The 17,976-nt window shown below is 52.5% G+C and carries 15 protein-coding genes and 2 pseudogenes; 14 read left to right on the top strand and 3 right to left on the bottom strand.

The genetic code is table 11. The features are described 5' to 3' along the window. The first annotated feature begins 77 nt into the window (after positions 1–77). The 5 genes and pseudogenes from panB (at position 78) to dinG (ending at position 5,936) form a co-directional block, all read left to right on the top strand. Positions 78–944, top strand: coding sequence for a 3-methyl-2-oxobutanoate hydroxymethyltransferase (gene panB, locus JI735_RS29970; protein ID WP_039837832.1), 867 nt, complete (start codon positions 78–80; stop codon positions 942–944). A 1-nt stretch (position 945) separates the two neighbouring features. Then, positions 946–1,836 (top strand): pantoate--beta-alanine ligase, encoded by an 891-nt coding sequence (gene panC / locus JI735_RS29965; RefSeq protein ID WP_039837833.1) that lies wholly within the window; start codon positions 946–948, stop codon positions 1,834–1,836. Further along, the gene (gene panD, locus JI735_RS29960; RefSeq protein ID WP_039837834.1) at positions 1,829–2,212 is read left to right on the top strand and encodes an aspartate 1-decarboxylase; all 384 of its coding nucleotides are present in this window, start codon (positions 1,829–1,831) and stop codon (positions 2,210–2,212) included. Before panC ends, panD begins: the two co-directional genes overlap by 8 nt. A gap of 108 nt (positions 2,213–2,320) precedes the next feature. Then, a complete protein-coding gene (locus tag JI735_RS29955) occupies positions 2,321–2,962 on the top strand; it encodes a tetratricopeptide repeat protein (RefSeq protein ID WP_039837835.1) in 642 nt (213 codons plus the stop codon). Between the two features lie 113 nt (positions 2,963–3,075). Next, positions 3,076–5,936 (top strand): annotated as a pseudogene (dinG, locus tag JI735_RS29950) (ATP-dependent DNA helicase DinG). 27 nt (positions 5,937–5,963) lie between these two features. On the opposite strand, the gene JI735_RS36490 reads toward dinG, so the two are convergent. Continuing rightward, on the bottom strand, positions 5,964–6,179 hold the full coding sequence (locus JI735_RS36490; protein WP_233476120.1) for a hypothetical protein: 216 nt from the start codon (positions 6,177–6,179) through the stop codon (positions 5,964–5,966). Between the two features lie 126 nt (positions 6,180–6,305). On the opposite strand from JI735_RS36490, the pseudogene JI735_RS29945 reads away from it, so the two are divergent. The 9 genes and pseudogenes from JI735_RS29945 (at position 6,306) to JI735_RS29905 (ending at position 15,585) form a co-directional block, all read left to right on the top strand. After that, positions 6,306–6,958, top strand: a pseudogene (locus JI735_RS29945) (redox-sensing transcriptional repressor Rex). Next, entirely contained in the window at positions 6,945–8,246 is a 1,302-nt protein-coding gene (locus tag JI735_RS29940) for an amidohydrolase (RefSeq protein WP_039837838.1), read from the top strand. The pseudogene JI735_RS29945 and the gene JI735_RS29940 overlap by 14 nt, the downstream one beginning before the upstream one ends. A 45-nt stretch (positions 8,247–8,291) precedes the next feature. Continuing rightward, entirely contained in the window at positions 8,292–8,810 is a 519-nt protein-coding gene (locus JI735_RS29935) for a cell wall elongation regulator TseB-like domain-containing protein (protein ID WP_039837839.1), read from the top strand. A gap of 433 nt (positions 8,811–9,243) precedes the next feature. After that, positions 9,244–9,786, top strand: a complete 543-nt coding sequence (locus tag JI735_RS29930; RefSeq protein WP_039837840.1) for a hypothetical protein — start codon at positions 9,244–9,246, stop codon at positions 9,784–9,786. Beyond that, complete coding sequence (locus tag JI735_RS29925; protein WP_039837841.1) at positions 9,779–11,281, top strand: AAA family ATPase; 1,503 nt, start codon at positions 9,779–9,781, stop codon at positions 11,279–11,281. Before JI735_RS29930 ends, JI735_RS29925 begins: the two co-directional genes overlap by 8 nt. 132 nt (positions 11,282–11,413) lie before the next feature. Continuing rightward, positions 11,414–12,286, top strand: a complete 873-nt coding sequence (locus JI735_RS29920) for a 3-hydroxyacyl-CoA dehydrogenase family protein (RefSeq protein WP_039837842.1) — start codon at positions 11,414–11,416, stop codon at positions 12,284–12,286. Further along, positions 12,283–13,491 (top strand): acetate/propionate family kinase, encoded by a 1,209-nt coding sequence (locus tag JI735_RS29915; RefSeq protein ID WP_039837843.1) that lies wholly within the window; start codon positions 12,283–12,285, stop codon positions 13,489–13,491. Before JI735_RS29920 ends, JI735_RS29915 begins: the two co-directional genes overlap by 4 nt. A 22-nt stretch (positions 13,492–13,513) precedes the next feature. Continuing rightward, positions 13,514–14,809: an asparagine--tRNA ligase gene (asnS, locus tag JI735_RS29910; RefSeq protein ID WP_039837844.1), complete on the top strand. Its 1,296-nt coding sequence runs from the start codon at positions 13,514–13,516 to the stop codon at positions 14,807–14,809. 20 nt (positions 14,810–14,829) lie between these two features. Further along, on the top strand, positions 14,830–15,585 hold the full coding sequence (locus JI735_RS29905) for a DnaD domain protein (protein WP_039837845.1): 756 nt from the start codon (positions 14,830–14,832) through the stop codon (positions 15,583–15,585). A 153-nt stretch (positions 15,586–15,738) separates the two neighbouring features. On the opposite strand, the gene proC is transcribed toward JI735_RS29905, so the two are convergent. Next, positions 15,739–16,605, bottom strand: coding sequence for a pyrroline-5-carboxylate reductase (gene proC / locus JI735_RS29900; protein WP_020432808.1), 867 nt, complete (start codon positions 16,603–16,605; stop codon positions 15,739–15,741). 114 nt (positions 16,606–16,719) lie between these two features. After that, on the bottom strand, positions 16,720–17,967 hold the full coding sequence (locus JI735_RS29895; RefSeq protein ID WP_039837846.1) for a glutamate-5-semialdehyde dehydrogenase: 1,248 nt from the start codon (positions 17,965–17,967) through the stop codon (positions 16,720–16,722). Positions 17,968–17,976 lie beyond the last annotated feature (9 nt).

Raw genomic sequence — 17,976 nt, 5'->3', positions numbered from 1 at the left:
TTTTTAGCGGACTATGCTAAAAGGTTTTTTTGTTTGCGCGTTTACGCGTAATAACTGCGAAAAGGGGAATAGAGCCTATGGCTGACAAACATGCACTGAATATTGTGAAAATGAAAAAAATGAAAGCGGACGGCGTGCCGCTGAGCATGCTGACGGCTTATGATTATCCTTCGGCGCTCCTGGCTGAGGAAGCGGGGATTGACCTGATTCTGGTCGGTGATTCGCTGGGGAATGTGGTGCTTGGCTATGATACCACCCTGCCGGTAACCATAGAAGATATGGTTTATCACACCCGCTCAGTCACCCGTGGAGCCCGGAATACGTTTATCGTGGCCGACATGCCTTTTATGACGTACCACGGCGGTATTGACGAAACTCTGCGCAGCGTGCGCAGACTGATGCAGGAAGGACGCGCACATGCCGTCAAAATGGAAGGCGGACTGGAAATTTGCAGCACGGTGTCTGCCGTTGTGTCTGCCGGGGTGCCTGTCCTTGGCCATATCGGCCTCACCCCGCAGTCCGTTAATATGATCGGCGGCTACCGCATTCAAGGCAAAGACGCCAAGGATGCACAGCGGCTGATGGATGAAGCGAAGGCGCTTGAAGCTGCCGGAGTGTTCGGAATTGTGCTGGAACTGGTGACCGAAGAAGTGGCGGAGGCCATCTCCAAGGCTGTCAGCATCCCGACCATCGGGATTGGCGCAGGCCGTTTCTGCGATGGCCAGGTGCTGGTCTTCCATGATTTGCTGCGCTATGCCTCCCCTTACCGGGAGAAACGGTTTGTCAAAACCTACGCTGATGTGGGCACTCTAATCCGTGAGGGAATCAGCAGCTATGTCCATGAAGTGAAGGACCGCTCCTTCCCGGCGGAGAGTCATGTTTTTAAGGCAGATGAGCATGTGCTGGATTCGTTATACGGCGCGGCCGGAAAAGGAGAGGAATAAGATGAGAGTAGTCAGAACGGTTCTGGAATTGCGCGAAGCGCTGGATTATATGCGTATGGGGGGACACACCCCGATTGGTTTTGTGCCGACTATGGGTTATCTTCATGAAGGGCATGCCAGCCTGATCCGCAAAGCGGGAGAAATAGCCAACACAGTGGTGATGAGCATTTTTGTCAATCCGCTGCAATTCGGGCCGAACGAGGATTTCTCTTCCTATCCGCGCGACGAGCGCCGGGATCTGGAGCTGGCAGAGCGGGAAGGGGCAGATATCGTTTTTATTCCCGGCGTTGAAGAGATGTACCCTGAGCCCATTCACACCAAAGTTAGCGTAAGCTCCCTGACCACACAGCTGTGCGGAGCTTCCCGCCCCGGCCATTTTGACGGCGTGACTACGGTTGTCAGCAAGCTGTTCAATATGGTTCAGCCGGATTATGCTTTCTTCGGACTGAAGGATGCGCAGCAGGTAGCCGTTTTGCGGCGGATGGTGTCCGATCTTAACATGAATGTGGAAATTATCGCTTGTCCGATTGTCCGGGAAGAGGATGGACTGGCATTAAGCTCGCGGAATGTGTATCTGGGCGGTGAAGAGCGTACCCAAGCGCTGGTGCTGTCCCGTTCGCTCCGCGAAACCCGCAAGGCGATTGAAGAAGGGACTGTCAGAACGGTGGAAGAAGCGCGCAAGCTGCTGGAATCCGTTATTTCGTCCTCGCCGCTCGCAGTCATCGATTATGCGGAAATTCTCTCTTTTCCGGGCCTGGAAACGTTAGAGGGTGGTTCACTGTTAAGCGATGCTGACGGAGAAGTGATCATGGCGCTGGCTGTGAAGTTCGGCCGGACCCGGCTGATCGACAATAATGTTTTTATCCCCAAGGAGGTACATGCCCTTGTTTAGACATATGATGAAATCCAAAATCCACCGCGCCACCGTAACGGAAGCCAACCTGAATTACGTGGGCAGCATTACCATTGACGAGAATCTGATGGAAGCCGCTGACCTGCTGGAAAATGAAAAAGTGCAGATTGTCGACAACAACAACGGTTCCCGCCTGGAAACCTATGTCATTCCCGGACCGCGCGGCAGCGGCGTTATCTGTCTGAACGGCGCTGCCGCCCGGCTGGTTCAGCCTGGGGATACAGTGATCATCATCTCCTATGCCATGTTGTCCTCCGAGGAGCTGGCTGCCCATAAGCCGACGGTTGTATTCGTGGACGCTGACAACAAACCGGTCAAGCTGGCGGATCATGAGCTGCATGCCACGATTGCCTGAAGCTTAAGCCATGCAATGAATGGCAGGGATGAAGAGACCCGTACTTGTGAAAAATGAAGGCAGGCAAGCTTAAGCTGATTTCATTTTCAGTAAGGGTGGGGGTGTCCCGTGTTTCAACATTTATTTGCTGAGATGAACAAGATGCTTCAGGAAATCGCCGAAGACTTTCCAACTGCGGAGGGCGCCCGCCGGAATGATCTTTTATGCAAGTACAACATGCTGCACAGGCTTAGCGATGAAGTGATGGATGAGTGGCTGGTCTTTGCCGAGAAGCTGAGTGAATTCCGCCAAAATGCGGATTTTTCACCACCTTCCGAGGAAGAAATGCCACAGATTGAGGCACCCGAGCTGGCCATGGATTCCTTTGTCCGCGGCCAGGGCTACTACAAGCTGCTGATGTACCGCAAATGCATCGAGCAATTCAAGCAAGTCATCACCCGTTATCCGGACAGTCTGGCGGCACACCTGTATTTAGCCATGGCCTATCTGCAGGAAGGGGAGCTGGACGTCTCCTGGGGGCATCTGCATCACATGCTGGCCCTGATCCGTGAGAGGAAGCTGAAGGCCATGATCTACAATGCGCTAGGCTGTATCCGGGCCTCCCAGGAGCGTTACCCTGAAGCCCAGGAGCTATTTCGCCTCTCTTTGCAGCATGATCCCCTGCTTCCTGAACCCAGCGTGAATTTGGAGGTCTGCCGCAGGAGAGGCGGGAAGCTTCAATTTGGACATCAGCTGGTTTCGCTTTTATAATTCTTCATCCATTTAAGCGATGCATCCTGCTTGCCAAGGGGTGTGCATCGCCTTTTTTCGTAACTTCTGTTATGCTGATAAGGAGTCTCAAGTGAAAGGATTTAGAACTTATAATGAAATTTGCCGTGCTTGATTTTGAAACAACAGGAACCCAATCCGTGGGTGAGATCATCCAGGTTGGCCTTGCCATTATAGAAGAAGACCGGTCCATCTCCAGGGTGTATGGTTCCTACGTCAAGCCCGGAACGCCGATTCCCCCCTTTATTACGGGATTGACCGGAATCACGGACAGTGATGTGCAGGACGCCCCTGAACTGGATGAGATGATGATGGAGCTGGTTCCGCTGCTCGACGATGTTGTGCTGGTCGGCCACAATGTGGCTTTTGACTTTCATTTTCTGCAGAATGCGCTTGACCGGTGCGGTTATTTGCCGTTCCAGGGCCGGATTCTGGATACGATTGATTTCCTCAAGATATGTTTTCCGTCACTGACCACCTATCAGCTCGGAGCTGTAAGCGCCCATTTCGGCCTCACGCATGAGCGTCCGCACCAGGCGGACAGCGATGCCCTTGCAACTGCGCTGGTGCTCCTGAAATGCCTGGAGGAGCTGTACAGCCTGCCCCTGCTGACCATCCAGCGCCTCAATGAACTGTTTGCGGACGAGGACAGCGATCTTGCCTGGTATTTTGACGGGCTGCTGCATGAGCGGGAAATGGAGACCTTCCAGCCTGAGGGTGAGCTGACCTTTTACCGCCAGCTGGCGCTGGCTGTAGGAGACTGGACAGAGCTGATGCCTCCCAGAGAGGAAGGAACCGGCAATCCTGTGCAGAATATTACCTTTGAGGAATATATGGAAGAGGTGACCCTGCGGCTTAAGGAGACCTTGCCCCAATACGAAAGCCGTGAAGCCCAGGAAATTATGATCCATGAGGTGATGACTGCACTGGAAACTGACAAGCATCTCTTAATTGAGGCGGGAACGGGCACCGGCAAATCGCTGGGCTATCTGCTTCCGGCCATCTACCACAGTGTGCGCTCGGGACAGAAGGTCATGGTGAGTACGCATACCATCAACCTGCAGGACCAGCTGCGTGAGCGCGACATCCCGCTTTTGACGAATGTTGTGCCATTCCCGTTTAAGGCTGCGGTCTTCAAGGGCAGAGGACACTATTTGTGTCTGCGCAAGTTTGAACATAAAATAAATAAAAAGGACTTCGCGAGTCCCGGGAAGAAGCGCTTACTGCAGCGCAAATGATTGTATGGCTGACACAGACCCAGTCAGGGGATGACGAGGAGCTGAATCTGAACGGACGCGGCGGTGATTTCTGGGAGACCGTGGCCAGTGACACGGATTCTTGTCTCGGACGTTCCTGCCCATGGTTCCGCAAATGCTATTACCACCGGGCCAAACACGAAGCCGGAATAGCTGATGTTGTAGTAACCAATCACTCCAAGCTGTTCGCAGACGTCAAGGCCGGCCATCAGCTGCTTCCTGCGTATGAGCACCTTGTTATTGATGAAGCCCATCATCTGGAGGACATTGCCGGCAAGCATCTGGGCATGCAGATGAAATACTTCACGGTAGCCCATACGCTTACACGCCTCTATAAGGACAGCAAAAGCGGACAGCTGCCCGTTCTGCGCCAGACCCTGCAGTCCTCAGGCAGCGAGCAGGCGGCTGAATGGAGCGGGGTGATCGACAGGATCTACCCGGATCTGCTTACGGTTAAGGAATCTTGGGATGCGCTTAGCGACAAGCTGTTTGCCTTGCTGCCTGAGCGCAGCGATGCCGCAGCAGGTGAAGCGGGACAGCTGGTTACGCGTCTTCTGCCGGGCGCTCAGCCCAAGGGCTGGGAAGAAATAGCCGCACTGGAGAACACCCTGAACCTGAGCCTGGGCGAAATTATCCGCAGGGGCGACAAGATGCTCAGCGAAATGCGCGAATCGGAGAGCCAGTCGTCCTCGGACAGTCTGGTGACCGATATCGGCGGGCTTTTCAAGGATTTGGCTTCGATCCGCGAGCAGGTAAGGTTTTTTATGAATCTGAACGACGAGAATATTGTCTACTGGATGGAGGGCAGCGGGAATTACCGCGGGAAATCGCTGCAGCTGTATGCTGTTCCGGTGGATGTCAGTGCCCAGCTCAAGGATCTGTTTTTCGATAAAAAGAAAAGCATTGTCCTGACCTCGGCCACATTGTCCGTGGATAAGTCCTTTCAGTTCATGATTGACAATCTCGGCCTGGGCGAGTCCGCAGAACAGGGGCGTCTGATGACAGCGCTGCTGCCGTCGCCGTTTAAGTATCGTGAACAGGCACTCCTCGTTATCCCGCGCGATTTTCCCAGTGTCAAAGGCAGCGTGGGGGATGCCCGGTTTGTCGATAAGCTGGTGCATTCGCTGGCGGAGGCTGCAGTGGCGACACAGGGCCGGATGCTGGTGCTGTTCACATCTTATAAAATGCTGCGCCAGGTCTATGATCCTCTGAAGGAGGCGCTTGCCTCCCGGGACATCGCTGTTCTGGGTCAGGGTGTAGAGGGCGGAAGCCGCAGCAAGCTGATCCGGCGTTTTCAGGACAGTGCCGCCTCCGTGCTGCTGGGGACAAGCAGTTTCTGGGAAGGGGTAGATATTCCCGGTGAGGCGCTGACCTGTCTGGCTATTGTCAGGCTGCCCTTTCAACCGCCTAACCATCCGCTTGCAGAGGCGAAGGCTGAGCTGCTGCAGGCGCAGAAAAAGAACCCGTTTATGAAGCTGTCGGTTCCCCAGGCGGTCATCCGGTTCAAACAGGGCTTCGGCAGACTGGTTCGCACTGCACAGGACCGGGGGATTGTTATTGTATATGATACCAGGGTTATCGAATCTTATTATGGAAAGTACTTCCTGTACTCGCTCCCTGGACCCAAAATGGAGCATATGCTCACCGATCAGATGGTCCCGCGTATTGCCGAATGGCTTGAAGACGGCAGTGTGTCCTGATTCCGCTATACGTTCAAATTTTATTATTTAGAAATTATGATTTTTCTGCTGCGGAGAAGAAATGCACCGCAGGCCGGCTAGTCCAGAAATAACGGCAGAAATGCCGTTGTTGGAGCGTTGAAGGATGGTTTCTCCAGAAATAACGGCAGAAATGCTGTTGTTGGAGCGTTGAAGGCTGGTTTCTCCAGGAATAACGGCAGAAATGCCGTTGTTAGAGCACCGCAGGCCGGCTAGTTTGTTCATGGATGTTGCACAGAGGATCATTCCTTAGGCGCCTTCTGTTTTGTAGGGGTGCCGGGAATGATTACTAATTAGCTGCAGCTCTTTAAATTTAAGGTTACGCTAACAATACTTTTAGGAGGAGAAAATATGAAATCGGATAAAATATCAGAGGCCGTGGTGCGCAGGCTGCCTGTGTACCTGCGTTTCCTGAACGATCTCCAGAAGCGTGAAATCTCCACCGTGTCTTCGCAGGAGCTGGGACAGAAGCTGGATCTGAATCCGGCGCAAATCCGCAAGGATTTGGCCTATTTCGGCGATTTCGGCAGAAAAGGCATCGGGTACGATGTATCGTATCTGATTGAGAAAATCCGCCATATCCTGAAGCTTGACCAGCAGATCAATGTGGCACTCGTGGGCGCAGGTAATCTTGGACACGCTTTATCCAATTACAATGCCTATTTGAAGGACACAATGAAAATCACCGCGGTTTTTGATTCCTATCCCCCAAGATCGGGCAGAAAATCAACTCGCTGACGGTTCAGCCTATGGAAGAGCTGGGGAGCACAATCCGCGAGCAGGGCATCCGCATCGGCATTATTACTGTACCGGACAGCGAAGCGCAGAACGTTGCAGATATCCTGGTGGATTCAGGCATCGAGGCCATCCTTAATTTTGCACCGGTGATTCTGAAAACGCCTGCCAACATCCGGATTCATGCCGCTGATTTTACCACTGATTTGCAGAGCTTGGCTTATTATTTGCATGATGGAAAGGACGAGGCGGAAGATGAGCAGCAATAAAACTGTAATTGTAAATGGGCGTTTTCTGGTGCCGGGAACGGCGCAGCCTGTCCTTAGCGGTTATATGACTATAGAAAAGGATCTCATCACATACATAGGAGAAGTCAAGCCTGTCATAGAAGAAGGTACTCAGACCATTGACGGCAGCCGTCTGCTGTTCATGCCGGGTCTGGTCAATACCCATGGTCATACGGCGATGTCCCTGCTGCGCGGCTACGGGGATGACATGGTGCTGCAGAATTGGCTGCAGGAAAAAATGTGGCCTATGGAAGAAAAATTCACCGGAGACGATGTCTATTGGGGCACCGCCTTGTCTGTACTGGAAATGCTGAAAGGCGGCACAACCACCTTCCTGGATATGTATGACCACATGGACCGTGTGGCCGAGGTTTCCGAGCAATCGGGCATCCGTGCGGTGCTGATGCGCGGGGTGATCGGGCTCTGTCCGGAGGACGTGCAGAACCATAAGCTGGCGGAAGCGGTTGCTTTTGCGCGGAACTGGCACGGAAAAGCGGACGGAAGAATCACAACGATGATTTCACCGCATGCCCCGTACACTTGTCCGCCGGAGTTTTTCATGAAGTTTGTGCAAGCCGCCCATGATCTGGATCTGCCTATGCATACCCACATGTCGGAAACCCGGCGGGAAGTTGAGCAGAATGCGGCCGATTACGGCTTGCGTCCGGTTGCGCATCTAGAGAAGCTGGGAATGTTCACCCGCCCGTCCCTGGTCGCTCATGGTGTTCATTTAAACGATGAAGAGATTGAGATTCTGGCCCGTTACCATGTAGGGGTATCCCATAACCCGGGCAGCAATCTGAAGCTGGCGAGCGGAGTAGCCCGGGTTCCGGAGCTGCTGCGTGCAGGAGTCACGGTATCGCTTGGCACCGATGGCGCGGCGAGCAATAATAATCTCGATATGTTTGAGGAGATGCGTCTTGCCGCCTTGATCCACAAAGGCGTGAGCGGTGACCCGACGGCGGTTCCGGCACCGGAAGCGCTGCTGATGGCGACTGAATACGGCGCACAGTCAATTTTTCTGGAAGGAGTCGGACGGCTTGCTCCGGGAATGAAGGCTGATTTCATTGCCCTGGATATCGACCAGCCGCATTTCCTGCCGCATACGGATCATCTGTCCCATGCCGTATACTCGGCAAGCGCCAAGGATGTTGCGCATGTCTGGGTGGACGGCAAGCAGGTTGTGAAGCATGGGCAGTGCCTGACGCTGGATGAGGAACAAATCCGCCGCAAGGCGCAGGAGACCTTTGAGGGCCTGCTGAAGCGGTAAATGAACATGATCGATGAGGCATTTTGAAAGAAAGGGAGCTGTACTTTGAAGAAAAGAAGAAAATGGCTTCTGCTGGGGATACTCCTGGTTCTTCTCCTTCTGTTCGGACTAAGCCAGTTCTATGCTTATGTGATGAAAGACCAGTGGAGCGAACGCAGCGCAGCCACAGAGATTGCTGAAGCCAGAGCAGGACTGACAGAGGTGACCCGGGCCCAGAAGTCCGTTTGGGATGAAAATTCGATTTACTGGGTACTTACAGGCCGTAACGCAGCCGGGACGGAGCTGATGGTCTGGGTCCGCTTTACACGGGACGGCAAGCCTGCAGGGGGAGACAATGGTGTGTACGCTGAAGAAGTGGCCAAAGGCATGTCGGAGCAGAAGATCCGTTCCATCATTGCCTCAGACTTACCAGGGAGCACCATTAAGCGCCTGCTGCCGGGTGTGTACAACGGAGAATATGCGTGGCAGCTGTTTTACAAGCTGGAGGGACGCTATTATTACAAGTTTTACCGTTTTGCGGACGGAAGTGCAATTGGCGACGGCTACAGCCTGCCGAAAAAATAATAAGCGCATGACTAATTTAGAGCGGGTGGACAAGTATTTGTCTGCCTGCTTTTTTTACATACAGGAAATTAGCGGACTAAGTAGAGAGCTGAATATATCTTCGGGTATATACCTTTGGTGCAGAATCAGCAGCATCTGGTGATAAAGATGTGAATCTCTTAAGCATCGCCAAAACGGCCGCAGCGCTAATCGTTGCGGTCGTTGCTGTCGATATAAGGGGAAACGGGCTGTCATTTTGCCCAAAAATTAGTACTGAAAATTTTAAATATATTCACACTTTTCTTCGAATTCGTATATACACCTGTGATATACTACTATTTGTACTACGGCATGCTTAAGAGCATGCTAGTCTCGGAAGAGCGCTAGGCACGCTATTTTATAAAATTTATTATATTTTTTCACATTTTTCTTATCATTGAGAGGAGGACGTTTCTTGAAACTACGTCTTATGCCAGTACTGCTAACGTCTCTGCTGTCGGCTGCGCTTTTGTTTGGCGGCTGGTATTCCTATCGGGAGTTCGTGGTGCAGGAGCCGCTGCAGAAAATTGTATCTGCTTATGAGGGAGTGAATGATTCCCATATCTCTATTAAACGCAATGAGGTTACTTTGAAACTTGATTTGCAGCCGGGCACTAAATTGCGCGAGCTGGTGCAGTATGTGAATACGGAAGGCAGATCGGCGATTGACGGCCGTACCCTGAAACTGGATGTGGAGCAGCATTCCAGCGAACTGCTGGATGAATATTGGGACCAGGCGATGTTCTCCGTTGCTGAAGCCATGGAGAGCCGTAAATATACATTAATTCCTGCGAAGCTGGATGAACTGAAAGCCCAGAATTCCAAATACAGCAGTGTAACTGCAGCAACCGAAATTGATGATAATAACGTATATGTGAGCCTGAGCGACGGTAAGAAAAGCAAATTTATGATTTTGCCACGCGCTGCGGCAACGATGGGAGTGTGGAATAATGCCTAAGTTCTGGAAAGAGGTATTAATCGGGTTTGTTCCTGTGCTGGTGATATTTATGGCTTTTGTCGGGATTAATATTTTCCCGGTAATCATCGCGGCAGGGATGGTTGGCGCACTTCTGCTCATTGCCCATCTGCGCGGGGGGCTGACCGTGAATGCCGGAGGAGACAAGAAACGTAAAAAGAACGGCCCGTCGAAGCTGACCTTTGAAGAAATCGGAGGACAGGACAATGCCAAGCAGGAGCTGCGCGAAGCGCTGGATTTCCTGATCCGCCACGAAGAAATCAGCAAGTTCGGCATCCGCCCGCTGAAGGGGATTCTGCTTACAGGCCCTCCGGGAACCGGGAAGACCCTGATGGCCAAAGCGGCAGCCCATTATACCAACTCCGTATTCGTAGCCGCATCAGGCAGCGAGTTCGTTGAGATGTATGTGGGTGTCGGCGCCGGACGTGTCCGCGATCTGTTCAAAGATGCGCGTGCGCGTGCCCTCAAGGAAAATAAACAAAGCGCGATTATTTTTATCGATGAAATTGACGTCATCGGCGGCAAACGCGAAGGCGGACAGCAGCGTGAATATGATCAGACGCTCAATCAGCTGCTGACGGAGATGGACGGGATTTACAACAATGATACGCCGCGCATCCTGCTGGTTGCGGCAACGAACCGCAAGGAGATGCTGGATTCTGCGCTGCTGCGCCCCGGCCGCTTCGACCGTCATATCCAGGTGGACATGCCGGACAAGAAGGGCCGCCGGTCCATCCTCGATCTGCATGCCCAGAACAAGCCGCTGCATGAGGAGGTCGACCTGGACAAGATCGCGGAAGAGGCATATGGCTTCTCCGGTGCCCAGCTTGAGAGCGTGATGAACGAAGCGGCGATCTACATGATGCGCGAGAACCTGACCCAAGTGGAGCAGCGCCATCTCTCGCTCGCGATCGACAAGGTCATGATGGGCGAGAAGACAGACCGGGAAACCAACCACGAAGAGAAGAAGCGGGTAGCTATCCATGAGCTGGGACATGCCATTATGGCGGAGCTGCTGCGTCCGGGAAGCGTTAGCCAGGTTACGCTTACACCCCGTGGACAAGCGCTAGGTTACGTGCGGCATAATCCGCAGACCGAACAGTATCTGTACACTAAGGATTACCTGGAAAATCAGATCATGATTGCCCTGGGCGGCGCTGTGGCGGAAGAAATGTATTACGGCGGCCGAAGCACAGGATCACGCGGGGATTTTGACCAGGCGCTCAATATCGTGGAGACGATGATGAAGTCAGGGCTAACCTCTCTGGGTATCGCAAATCTGCAAATGGTTACCACAGAAGAATTAATGAAGGAAAACAGTAAAATTCTGGACGAGTTAATGGAACGCACGCATGAGCTGCTCGGCAAGCAGCGGAATGTATTTGATTACTCTCTTGACATTTTAATGAAAGAAGAAGTTCTCTCCGGAGAGCAATTTCGTTGTCAATTTCGTGACAGTGTCCTTTTACCGGCATAATTCTTTATGCCGGTTATTTTTTTTTACTTTTCAGACATGCTAAGATATTATTATATGTCGGGCTACTTATTTTTTACGACAGACAAGGTACAATACAAAAGTATAGATACCTGAAAGGATGGAGACTTCTAGATGAATTTTAAGAAAATTGGTGTCATCGGTGGTGGCACAATGGGTCAAGGGATTGCTGAAATGCTGGCAGCCAAGGGCCTGGATGTAATGCTGGTGGAGAAAACCGCTGAAAGACTGGACTATTCTTATGGAATGATCGAGACAAGTCTCGACAAGCAGCTGGAGAAATGGGCAATTACCCAAGCCGAAAAGAAGCTTATTCTCAGCCGTATTCAAAAAGTGACACATTTCGCAGAACTCAGCTCCTGTGATATGGTTATTGAGACCATTACCGAGGACCTGGAAGCGAAGCAAAAGGTATTCAATCAGCTCGATCAGGTGTGTCCGAGCCACATTATTCTGGCCAGCAACACGTCTACACTCAGCTTGACTGAGCTTGCCAGTTCTACAATGTACCCGGAACGCGTCATCGGCATGCATTTCATACATCCGGTAGCGAAGGTGGATCTCGTTGAGATTGTGCGCGGACTGAAAACTTCCGACAGCACTTTTGAAGATACCAAAGCCTTTGTAGATGAAATTGTTGAGAAAAAAGGCGTTATGATTTACGAATCCCCGGGGTTTGTATCTTCACGCCTCATTTGCCTGTTCATTAACGAAGCTATGCATGTCCTGCAAGAGGGTGTGGCTTCTCCTGAAGATATCGACGATGCTATGCGCATCGGCTACCAGTTCCAGCATGGGCCGCTTGAAATGGCTGACCGTTTTGGTCTGGATTCCGTTCTGGCCGCACTGGAAAATATGTTCCGTGAGTACGGTGAGCTGAAATACCGTCCTTCCACGATTCTTAAGAAAATGGTCCGCGCGGGACAACTGGGCATGAAATCAGGCGAAGGCTTCTTCAAGTATGACAAGGATGGTGACCGTGTATGAATATTCTAGTGATTAACTCAGGCAGTTCTTCTTTAAAATACCAGCTTTACAATATGACCGATGAATCCGTGCTTGCCAAGGGTCTGGTAGAGCGCATCGGGATGGATTCCTCCATTCTGAACCACAAGCCGACCGGCAAACAGGAAGTTACCGAAGTCAGCGAAATTCTTGAACACAATACAGCGATCCGCAAAGTGCTTGCCTGTCTGACCGACAAGGAGCACGGCGTAATCTCTTCGATCGACGAGATCAATGCTGTGGGTCACCGCGTAGTTCACGGGGGCGAATTCTTCAAGGCTTCCGCACTGGTTGATGCCGATGCCAAGACCAAGATCCGCCAGCTGTTCGACCTTGCACCGCTGCACAATCCGGCTGCAGTAATGGGGATTTCAGCAACTGAAGTGAACATGCCCGGTGTGCCGCAGGTTGTTGTTTTTGACACTGCATTCCATCAGACGATGCCTGAGAAGGCTTATATGTATGCCATTCCTAGAGTGCTGTACAACAAATACAAGGTCCGCCGCTATGGCGCACACGGCACCTCCCATGATTTCGTCAGCAAGGCTGCTGCCGAATTCCTGGATCGCCCGCTTGAAGACCTTAAGATCATTACTTGCCACATCGGTAACGGTGCGAGCGTGACTGCCGTTGACGGCGGCCTGTCGGTTGACACTTCGATGGGGATGACACCGCTTGAAGGTCTGATGATGGGTACCCGCAGCGGTGACCTGGACCCGGCTGTCGTTCCTTACGTAATGAATAAGGAAGAGCTGTCCGTGGGTGAAGTCAATTCGATGCTGAACAAGCACAGCGGCCTTTTGGCTATTTCTGGCGTCAGCAGCGACATGCGTGATATTATTGATGGTGCGGAAAAAGGCGAGCCTAACTCTACGCTTGCTTTTGATATGTATGAGTACCGTCTGCGGAAGTATATCGGTTCTTACGCTGCAGCGATGAACGGGGTAGATGTAATCGTATTTACTGCCGGTGTTGGCGAGAATGCCGCCGTGCTGCGTGCCAAAGTGCTGAATAACCTTACGTTCCTTGGAATTGAACTGGATGCTGAAGCCAATAAGGTCCGCTCCGGTGATCCGCGCCGTATCTCTACGGCAGAGTCCAAGGTGCAGGTGCTCGTGGTTCCGACAAACGAAGAGCTTGTCATTGCACGCGATACATATCGCATTGTGCAAGGAATTAACGGCTAAATCAGAGGAGAGATCAGTAGGCATGGCTAACAAGAGTGTAATCAAGAACGTGAATGAGCATGTTGGAGAGGCTGTTGTGATTGGATGTTGGGTCAATAACAAGCGCTCCAGCGGTAAAATTCAGTTCCTGCAGCTCCGGGATGGTACAGGCTATATCCAGGGCGTCGTGGTGAAATCGGAAGTACCGGAGCAAGTATGGGATGATGCCAAAAGCCTTACCCAGGAAAGCTCACTGTATGTGACCGGAATCATCCGCGAGGAGCCGCGCAGTCAATCCGGCTATGAAATGACTGTAACGGGTATCGAAGTATTGCATCTTACAGAGAATTATCCGATTACCCCGAAGGAGCATGGCGTGGATTTCCTGATGGATCACCGTCATCTCTGGCTTCGTTCCGCGAAGCAGCGGGCAGTGCTCGTGATTCGTGCGGAGATCATCCGCGCGGTCCAGCAATTTTTCAACGAGAACGGGTTTACAAAAGTAGACCCGCCAATCCTGACGCCAACCTCGGCAGAAGGAACTACCAATCTGTTCCACACCAAGTATTTTGAAGAAGATGCCTACCTGACGCAAAGCGGACAGCTGTACATGGAAGCTGCGGCAATGGCGCTCGGCCGTGTCTATTCCTTCGGTCCGACCTTCCGTGCCGAGAAGTCCAAAACCCGCCGTCATCTGATCGAGTTCTGGATGATTGAGCCGGAGATGGCCTTCACGGACCATGAAGAAAGCTTGCGTGTGCAGGAGGAATTCATCAGCTTTGTAGTGCAGTCCGTGCTGAAGAACTGCCGTGCAGAGCTGGAAGCGGTTGGCCGCGATGTCTCCAAGCTTGAGAATATCAAAGCGCCGTTCCCGCGGATCACCTATGATGATGCGATCAAGTTCCTGAATGAAAAAGGATATGAGATTGCCTGGGGTGAAGACTTCGGGGCACCGCATGAAACGGCGATTGCAGAAGCCAATGACAAACCGGTTTTCATTACGCATTATCCGGCCTCGTTCAAGGCATTCTATATGAAGCCGCATCCTGAACGCCCTGAGGTTGTGCTCTGCGCGGATATGATTGCTCCTGAAGGCTATGGGGAGATCATTGGCGGATCCCAGCGTATCGACGATCCGGCATTGCTCGAAGAGCGCTTCAAGGAACATAATCTTTCAATGGATGCCTACAAATGGTACATGGATCTGCGCACATATGGTTCTGTGCCGCACTCCGGTTTCGGCCTTGGACTTGAACGGACGGTGGCCTGGATTTGCGGTTTGGACCATGTGCGGGAAACGATTCCGTTCCCTCGTACGTTGTACCGTCTGTATCCATAGGCTGGCAAAGGGGGCTGCGCATGGACGGCAAAGAATGGAATGCCTGGGGCGAAGGCGTGTCTTTTGGCCTCCAGAACGGGATGGCCGTCATTCCTTACGCGCTCTTGAAGTATTACCGGAAGCTGAATTTGACCGGCAGTGAAGCGATGCTGCTGATTCATCTGCTCTCTTTCCGCCAAGTGGAGGGAATGGAGTTTCCTTCCCTGGAGGAACTGCAGACGGTGACGGGGCGGAGTATTGCAGCAATAGCAGGAGAACTGCAGAAGCTTATGAAGGAAGGCTTCATCAGCATTGATGAAGACATCGATGAGCTGAGAGATATCCACTATGAACGCTATAATTTCTCCGGATTGTACGGCAAGCTTGGCGCATTTTTGGCAGGGGCTGTTCAAGGCCCGGCCCAGGACAGCAGCAAGCCTGCTGGCACTGTGCCAAGCCTGCATACCGGAGCTCCTGCTCCGGATGGCGGATACGGCAGAGCATTCACTTCTGCAGCGGGTAAGGACGCTGAAGAGAACCGCAGCCTGTTCACCATTTTTGAGAAGGAATTCGGACGCCCGCTGTCCCCGATGGAATGTGAAACCATCTCCGGCTGGGTAGACCAGGACAATTACCCGGAAGAATTGATTCTGCTGGCTCTAAAAGAGTCCGTATTCGCCGGAAAGATTCATTTCCGCTATATTGACCGCATCCTCCTGGAGTGGGCCCGCAACCGGGTGAAAAATGCCCAGGATGTCAAAACCTATACCCAGAAGTTCCGCGGTGGCGGGAGATAAAAGGAAACCCGGAAAGACATTATTGCGCACAGCGAATTAGTCTTATATTTAATAAAAAACACCCGTACTTTACCTGGCTGCCTCAGCCTGGAAGTACGGGTGTTTTCGATTTAAGATTTATAGACTCGCTTATTGTTATACATGATCCATCATTTATGAGAGCTCTTTTTCCAGGGCCAGACCCATTTCACGGGAGCGTTCGGCACAGCGGTTCACAGCGGAAATTACCGTCTCGAAGAAATCGCCCTTCTCAAGCACTTCAAGAGCTGCTTGTGTGGAGCCGTTCGGCGAGGTCACTTTTTTGCGCAGGGCGGCTGGTTCTTCACCGGTCTGCTGCACCATTCGGGCCGCGCCAAGGACAGTCTGAACCGTAAGCTCTCTGCTCTGTTCTGCCGGCAGGCCTCCACGGATTCCAGCGGCGATCATCGCTTCCATCATGTAATAGATGTACGCTGGACCGCTGCCCGAAATTCCGGTCAGGGTTTCCATACGTTCTTCATCAATGACCGAGGTTAGTCCGACAGCCTCAAAGATATTGAGCGCCGTCCGGCGGCTCTGCTCGTCCACCTCTTTGGAATAAGCGATGCCGGTTGCCCCCAGCCCAATGGAACTGGATGTATTAGGCATGGTGCGGACTACCGGCTGGGACTTGCCGAGCAAGCCCTGCATCGTGCGGATGGTCATCCCGGCGATCATGGAAATCACCAGCTGATCCGGAGAGAGCAGGGGGCCCAGGCTGCGGAGAGCCTCGGCAGCATCCTTGGGTTTCATGGCAAGCACGATGACCGGGGCGGTGCGGAGATATTCATTTTTTTGTTCAGGATCGTTACTGCCGAGGACTCCGTACCGGCTGCGCAGCTCGCTCAGGCGTTCACTGCTGCTGCGGTTCAGCATCACGATATTGCCGGACTCCACGACATTGCGGGCAATCATCCCGCGCACAATCGCTTCCGCCATCGAACCCGCCCCGTAAAAAACAATCTGGTGATTAAGTAATGGAATTGCAGGCTGCTGACACATGGTTTGTCCCCCTAAAATTTTGTGAGCGATATAATTTGAACTTGAATCATTACCCAAAAAGAAGACTATTCAGATTTCAAGTTCAATCTATATAGGCTTCACAGTAATTATTGCTTATCCCCGGATTTGTCCAGAGCCGTGAATTTTGTATTTGGATGATGTCAGCGCCGGCAGTCCCATTGGGCCGCGGGCATGCAGCTTCTGGGTGCTGATGCCGATCTCTGCCCCGAATCCGAACTCGAAGCCGTCGGTGAAACGCGTTGAGGCGTTATGATAGACAGCAGCGGCATCCACTTCCTGCAGGAAACGCTCGGCGTTTCCGACATCCCTGGTTACAATGCATTCGGAATGCTTGGTGCTGAATTCGGCAATGTGCTGCAATGCCTCGTCCAAGCCACCGACAATTTTGATGTTAAGAATATAGTCATTGTATTCGGTGGCAAAATCTTCTCTGGCCGCGGGTAATGCCCAGGGAATCAGGGCTGTGGTCTCCGGGCAGCCGCGAAATTCCACAGGGATCTTGCGGAAGGCTTCTGCTAAAGGAAGAAGATGCTTCGCAGCGTAGTCCCTGTGGACCAGCAGCGTTTCCATGGAGTTGCAGACAGAAGGGCGTTGGGCCTTGGCGTTCAAGCTGATGGATAATGCCATCTCCGGGTCAGCGCCGGCATCAAGGTAGGTATGGCATATGCCTGCTCCCGTTTCGATGACGGGTACTGTAGCGTTAAGTACGACGTTCTGGATCAGCGCGCTCCCGCCGCGTGGAATTATGACATCAAGCAGTCCGTTCAGCTTCAGCATTTCATCCACGGAGGAGCGGTTCGGATCTTCGATCAGCTGCAGCGCCTGGCTTGGAATAGCCGTTTCGGCAAGTGCCCCGTGCAGCACTTCGATAATTTTGCGGTTGGATGACAGAGCGGAGGAGCCGCCGCGCAGGACAACAGCATTTCCGGTTTTCAGACATAAGCCGGCGGCATCCACGGTTACGTTGGGCCGCGCCTCATAGATAATGCCGATGACTCCCAGTGGAACGCGGATCTTTTCGATATACAGCCCATTCGGACGTTCGAAGGTTTCCAAGCGGTCGCCAATAGGATCTGGAAGCTCGGCTATTTGCTGAAGCCCTTCCGCGATGCCTGTGATCCGGCTGACATCCAGCGCCAGACGGTCCAGCATCGATTCAGGAGTGCCGCCCAGCCGTCCACGCTCCAAATCTTCAGCATTGGCGGCGATGATGGCTGGGGCTTCACGGATCAGGGCTTCCGCCATGATTCGCAAGGCCTCATTTTTGTCTGCGGTGCTCAGACTGGCCAGCACACCGGCAGTTTCCTTAGCTAATGCTGCCTTGTTAACAACCTCACTCATATTAACCCT

This window comes from Paenibacillus sonchi, assembly GCF_016772475.1.
Lineage (GTDB): Bacteria > Bacillota > Bacilli > Paenibacillales > Paenibacillaceae > Paenibacillus_AQ > Paenibacillus_AQ sonchi.
Note: the sequence above shows the minus strand (reverse complement) of the source record. Positions and strands in the feature narration are given on the sequence as shown.

What these genes read in the sequence shown, in the direction of transcription:
- panB (WP_039837832.1), top strand. Translation starts at nt 78, where the DNA reads ATGGCTGACAAACATGCACTGAATATTGTGAAAATGAAAAAAATGAAA.
- panC (WP_039837833.1), top strand. Translation starts at nt 946, where the DNA reads ATGAGAGTAGTCAGAACGGTTCTGGAATTGCGCGAAGCGCTGGATTAT.
- JI735_RS36490 (WP_233476120.1), bottom strand. Translation starts at nt 6,179, where the DNA reads ATGAACAAACTAGCCGGCCTGCGGTGCTCTAACAACGGCATTTCTGCC.
- JI735_RS29940 (WP_039837838.1), top strand. Translation starts at nt 6,945, where the DNA reads ATGAGCAGCAATAAAACTGTAATTGTAAATGGGCGTTTTCTGGTGCCG.
- JI735_RS29925 (WP_039837841.1), top strand. Translation starts at nt 9,779, where the DNA reads ATGCCTAAGTTCTGGAAAGAGGTATTAATCGGGTTTGTTCCTGTGCTG.
- JI735_RS29920 (WP_039837842.1), top strand. Translation starts at nt 11,414, where the DNA reads ATGAATTTTAAGAAAATTGGTGTCATCGGTGGTGGCACAATGGGTCAA.
- JI735_RS29915 (WP_039837843.1), top strand. Translation starts at nt 12,283, where the DNA reads ATGAATATTCTAGTGATTAACTCAGGCAGTTCTTCTTTAAAATACCAG.
- asnS (WP_039837844.1), top strand. Translation starts at nt 13,514, where the DNA reads ATGGCTAACAAGAGTGTAATCAAGAACGTGAATGAGCATGTTGGAGAG.
- JI735_RS29905 (WP_039837845.1), top strand. Translation starts at nt 14,830, where the DNA reads ATGGACGGCAAAGAATGGAATGCCTGGGGCGAAGGCGTGTCTTTTGGC.
- proC (WP_020432808.1), bottom strand. Translation starts at nt 16,605, where the DNA reads ATGTGTCAGCAGCCTGCAATTCCATTACTTAATCACCAGATTGTTTTT.
- JI735_RS29895 (WP_039837846.1), bottom strand. Translation starts at nt 17,967, where the DNA reads ATGAGTGAGGTTGTTAACAAGGCAGCATTAGCTAAGGAAACTGCCGGT.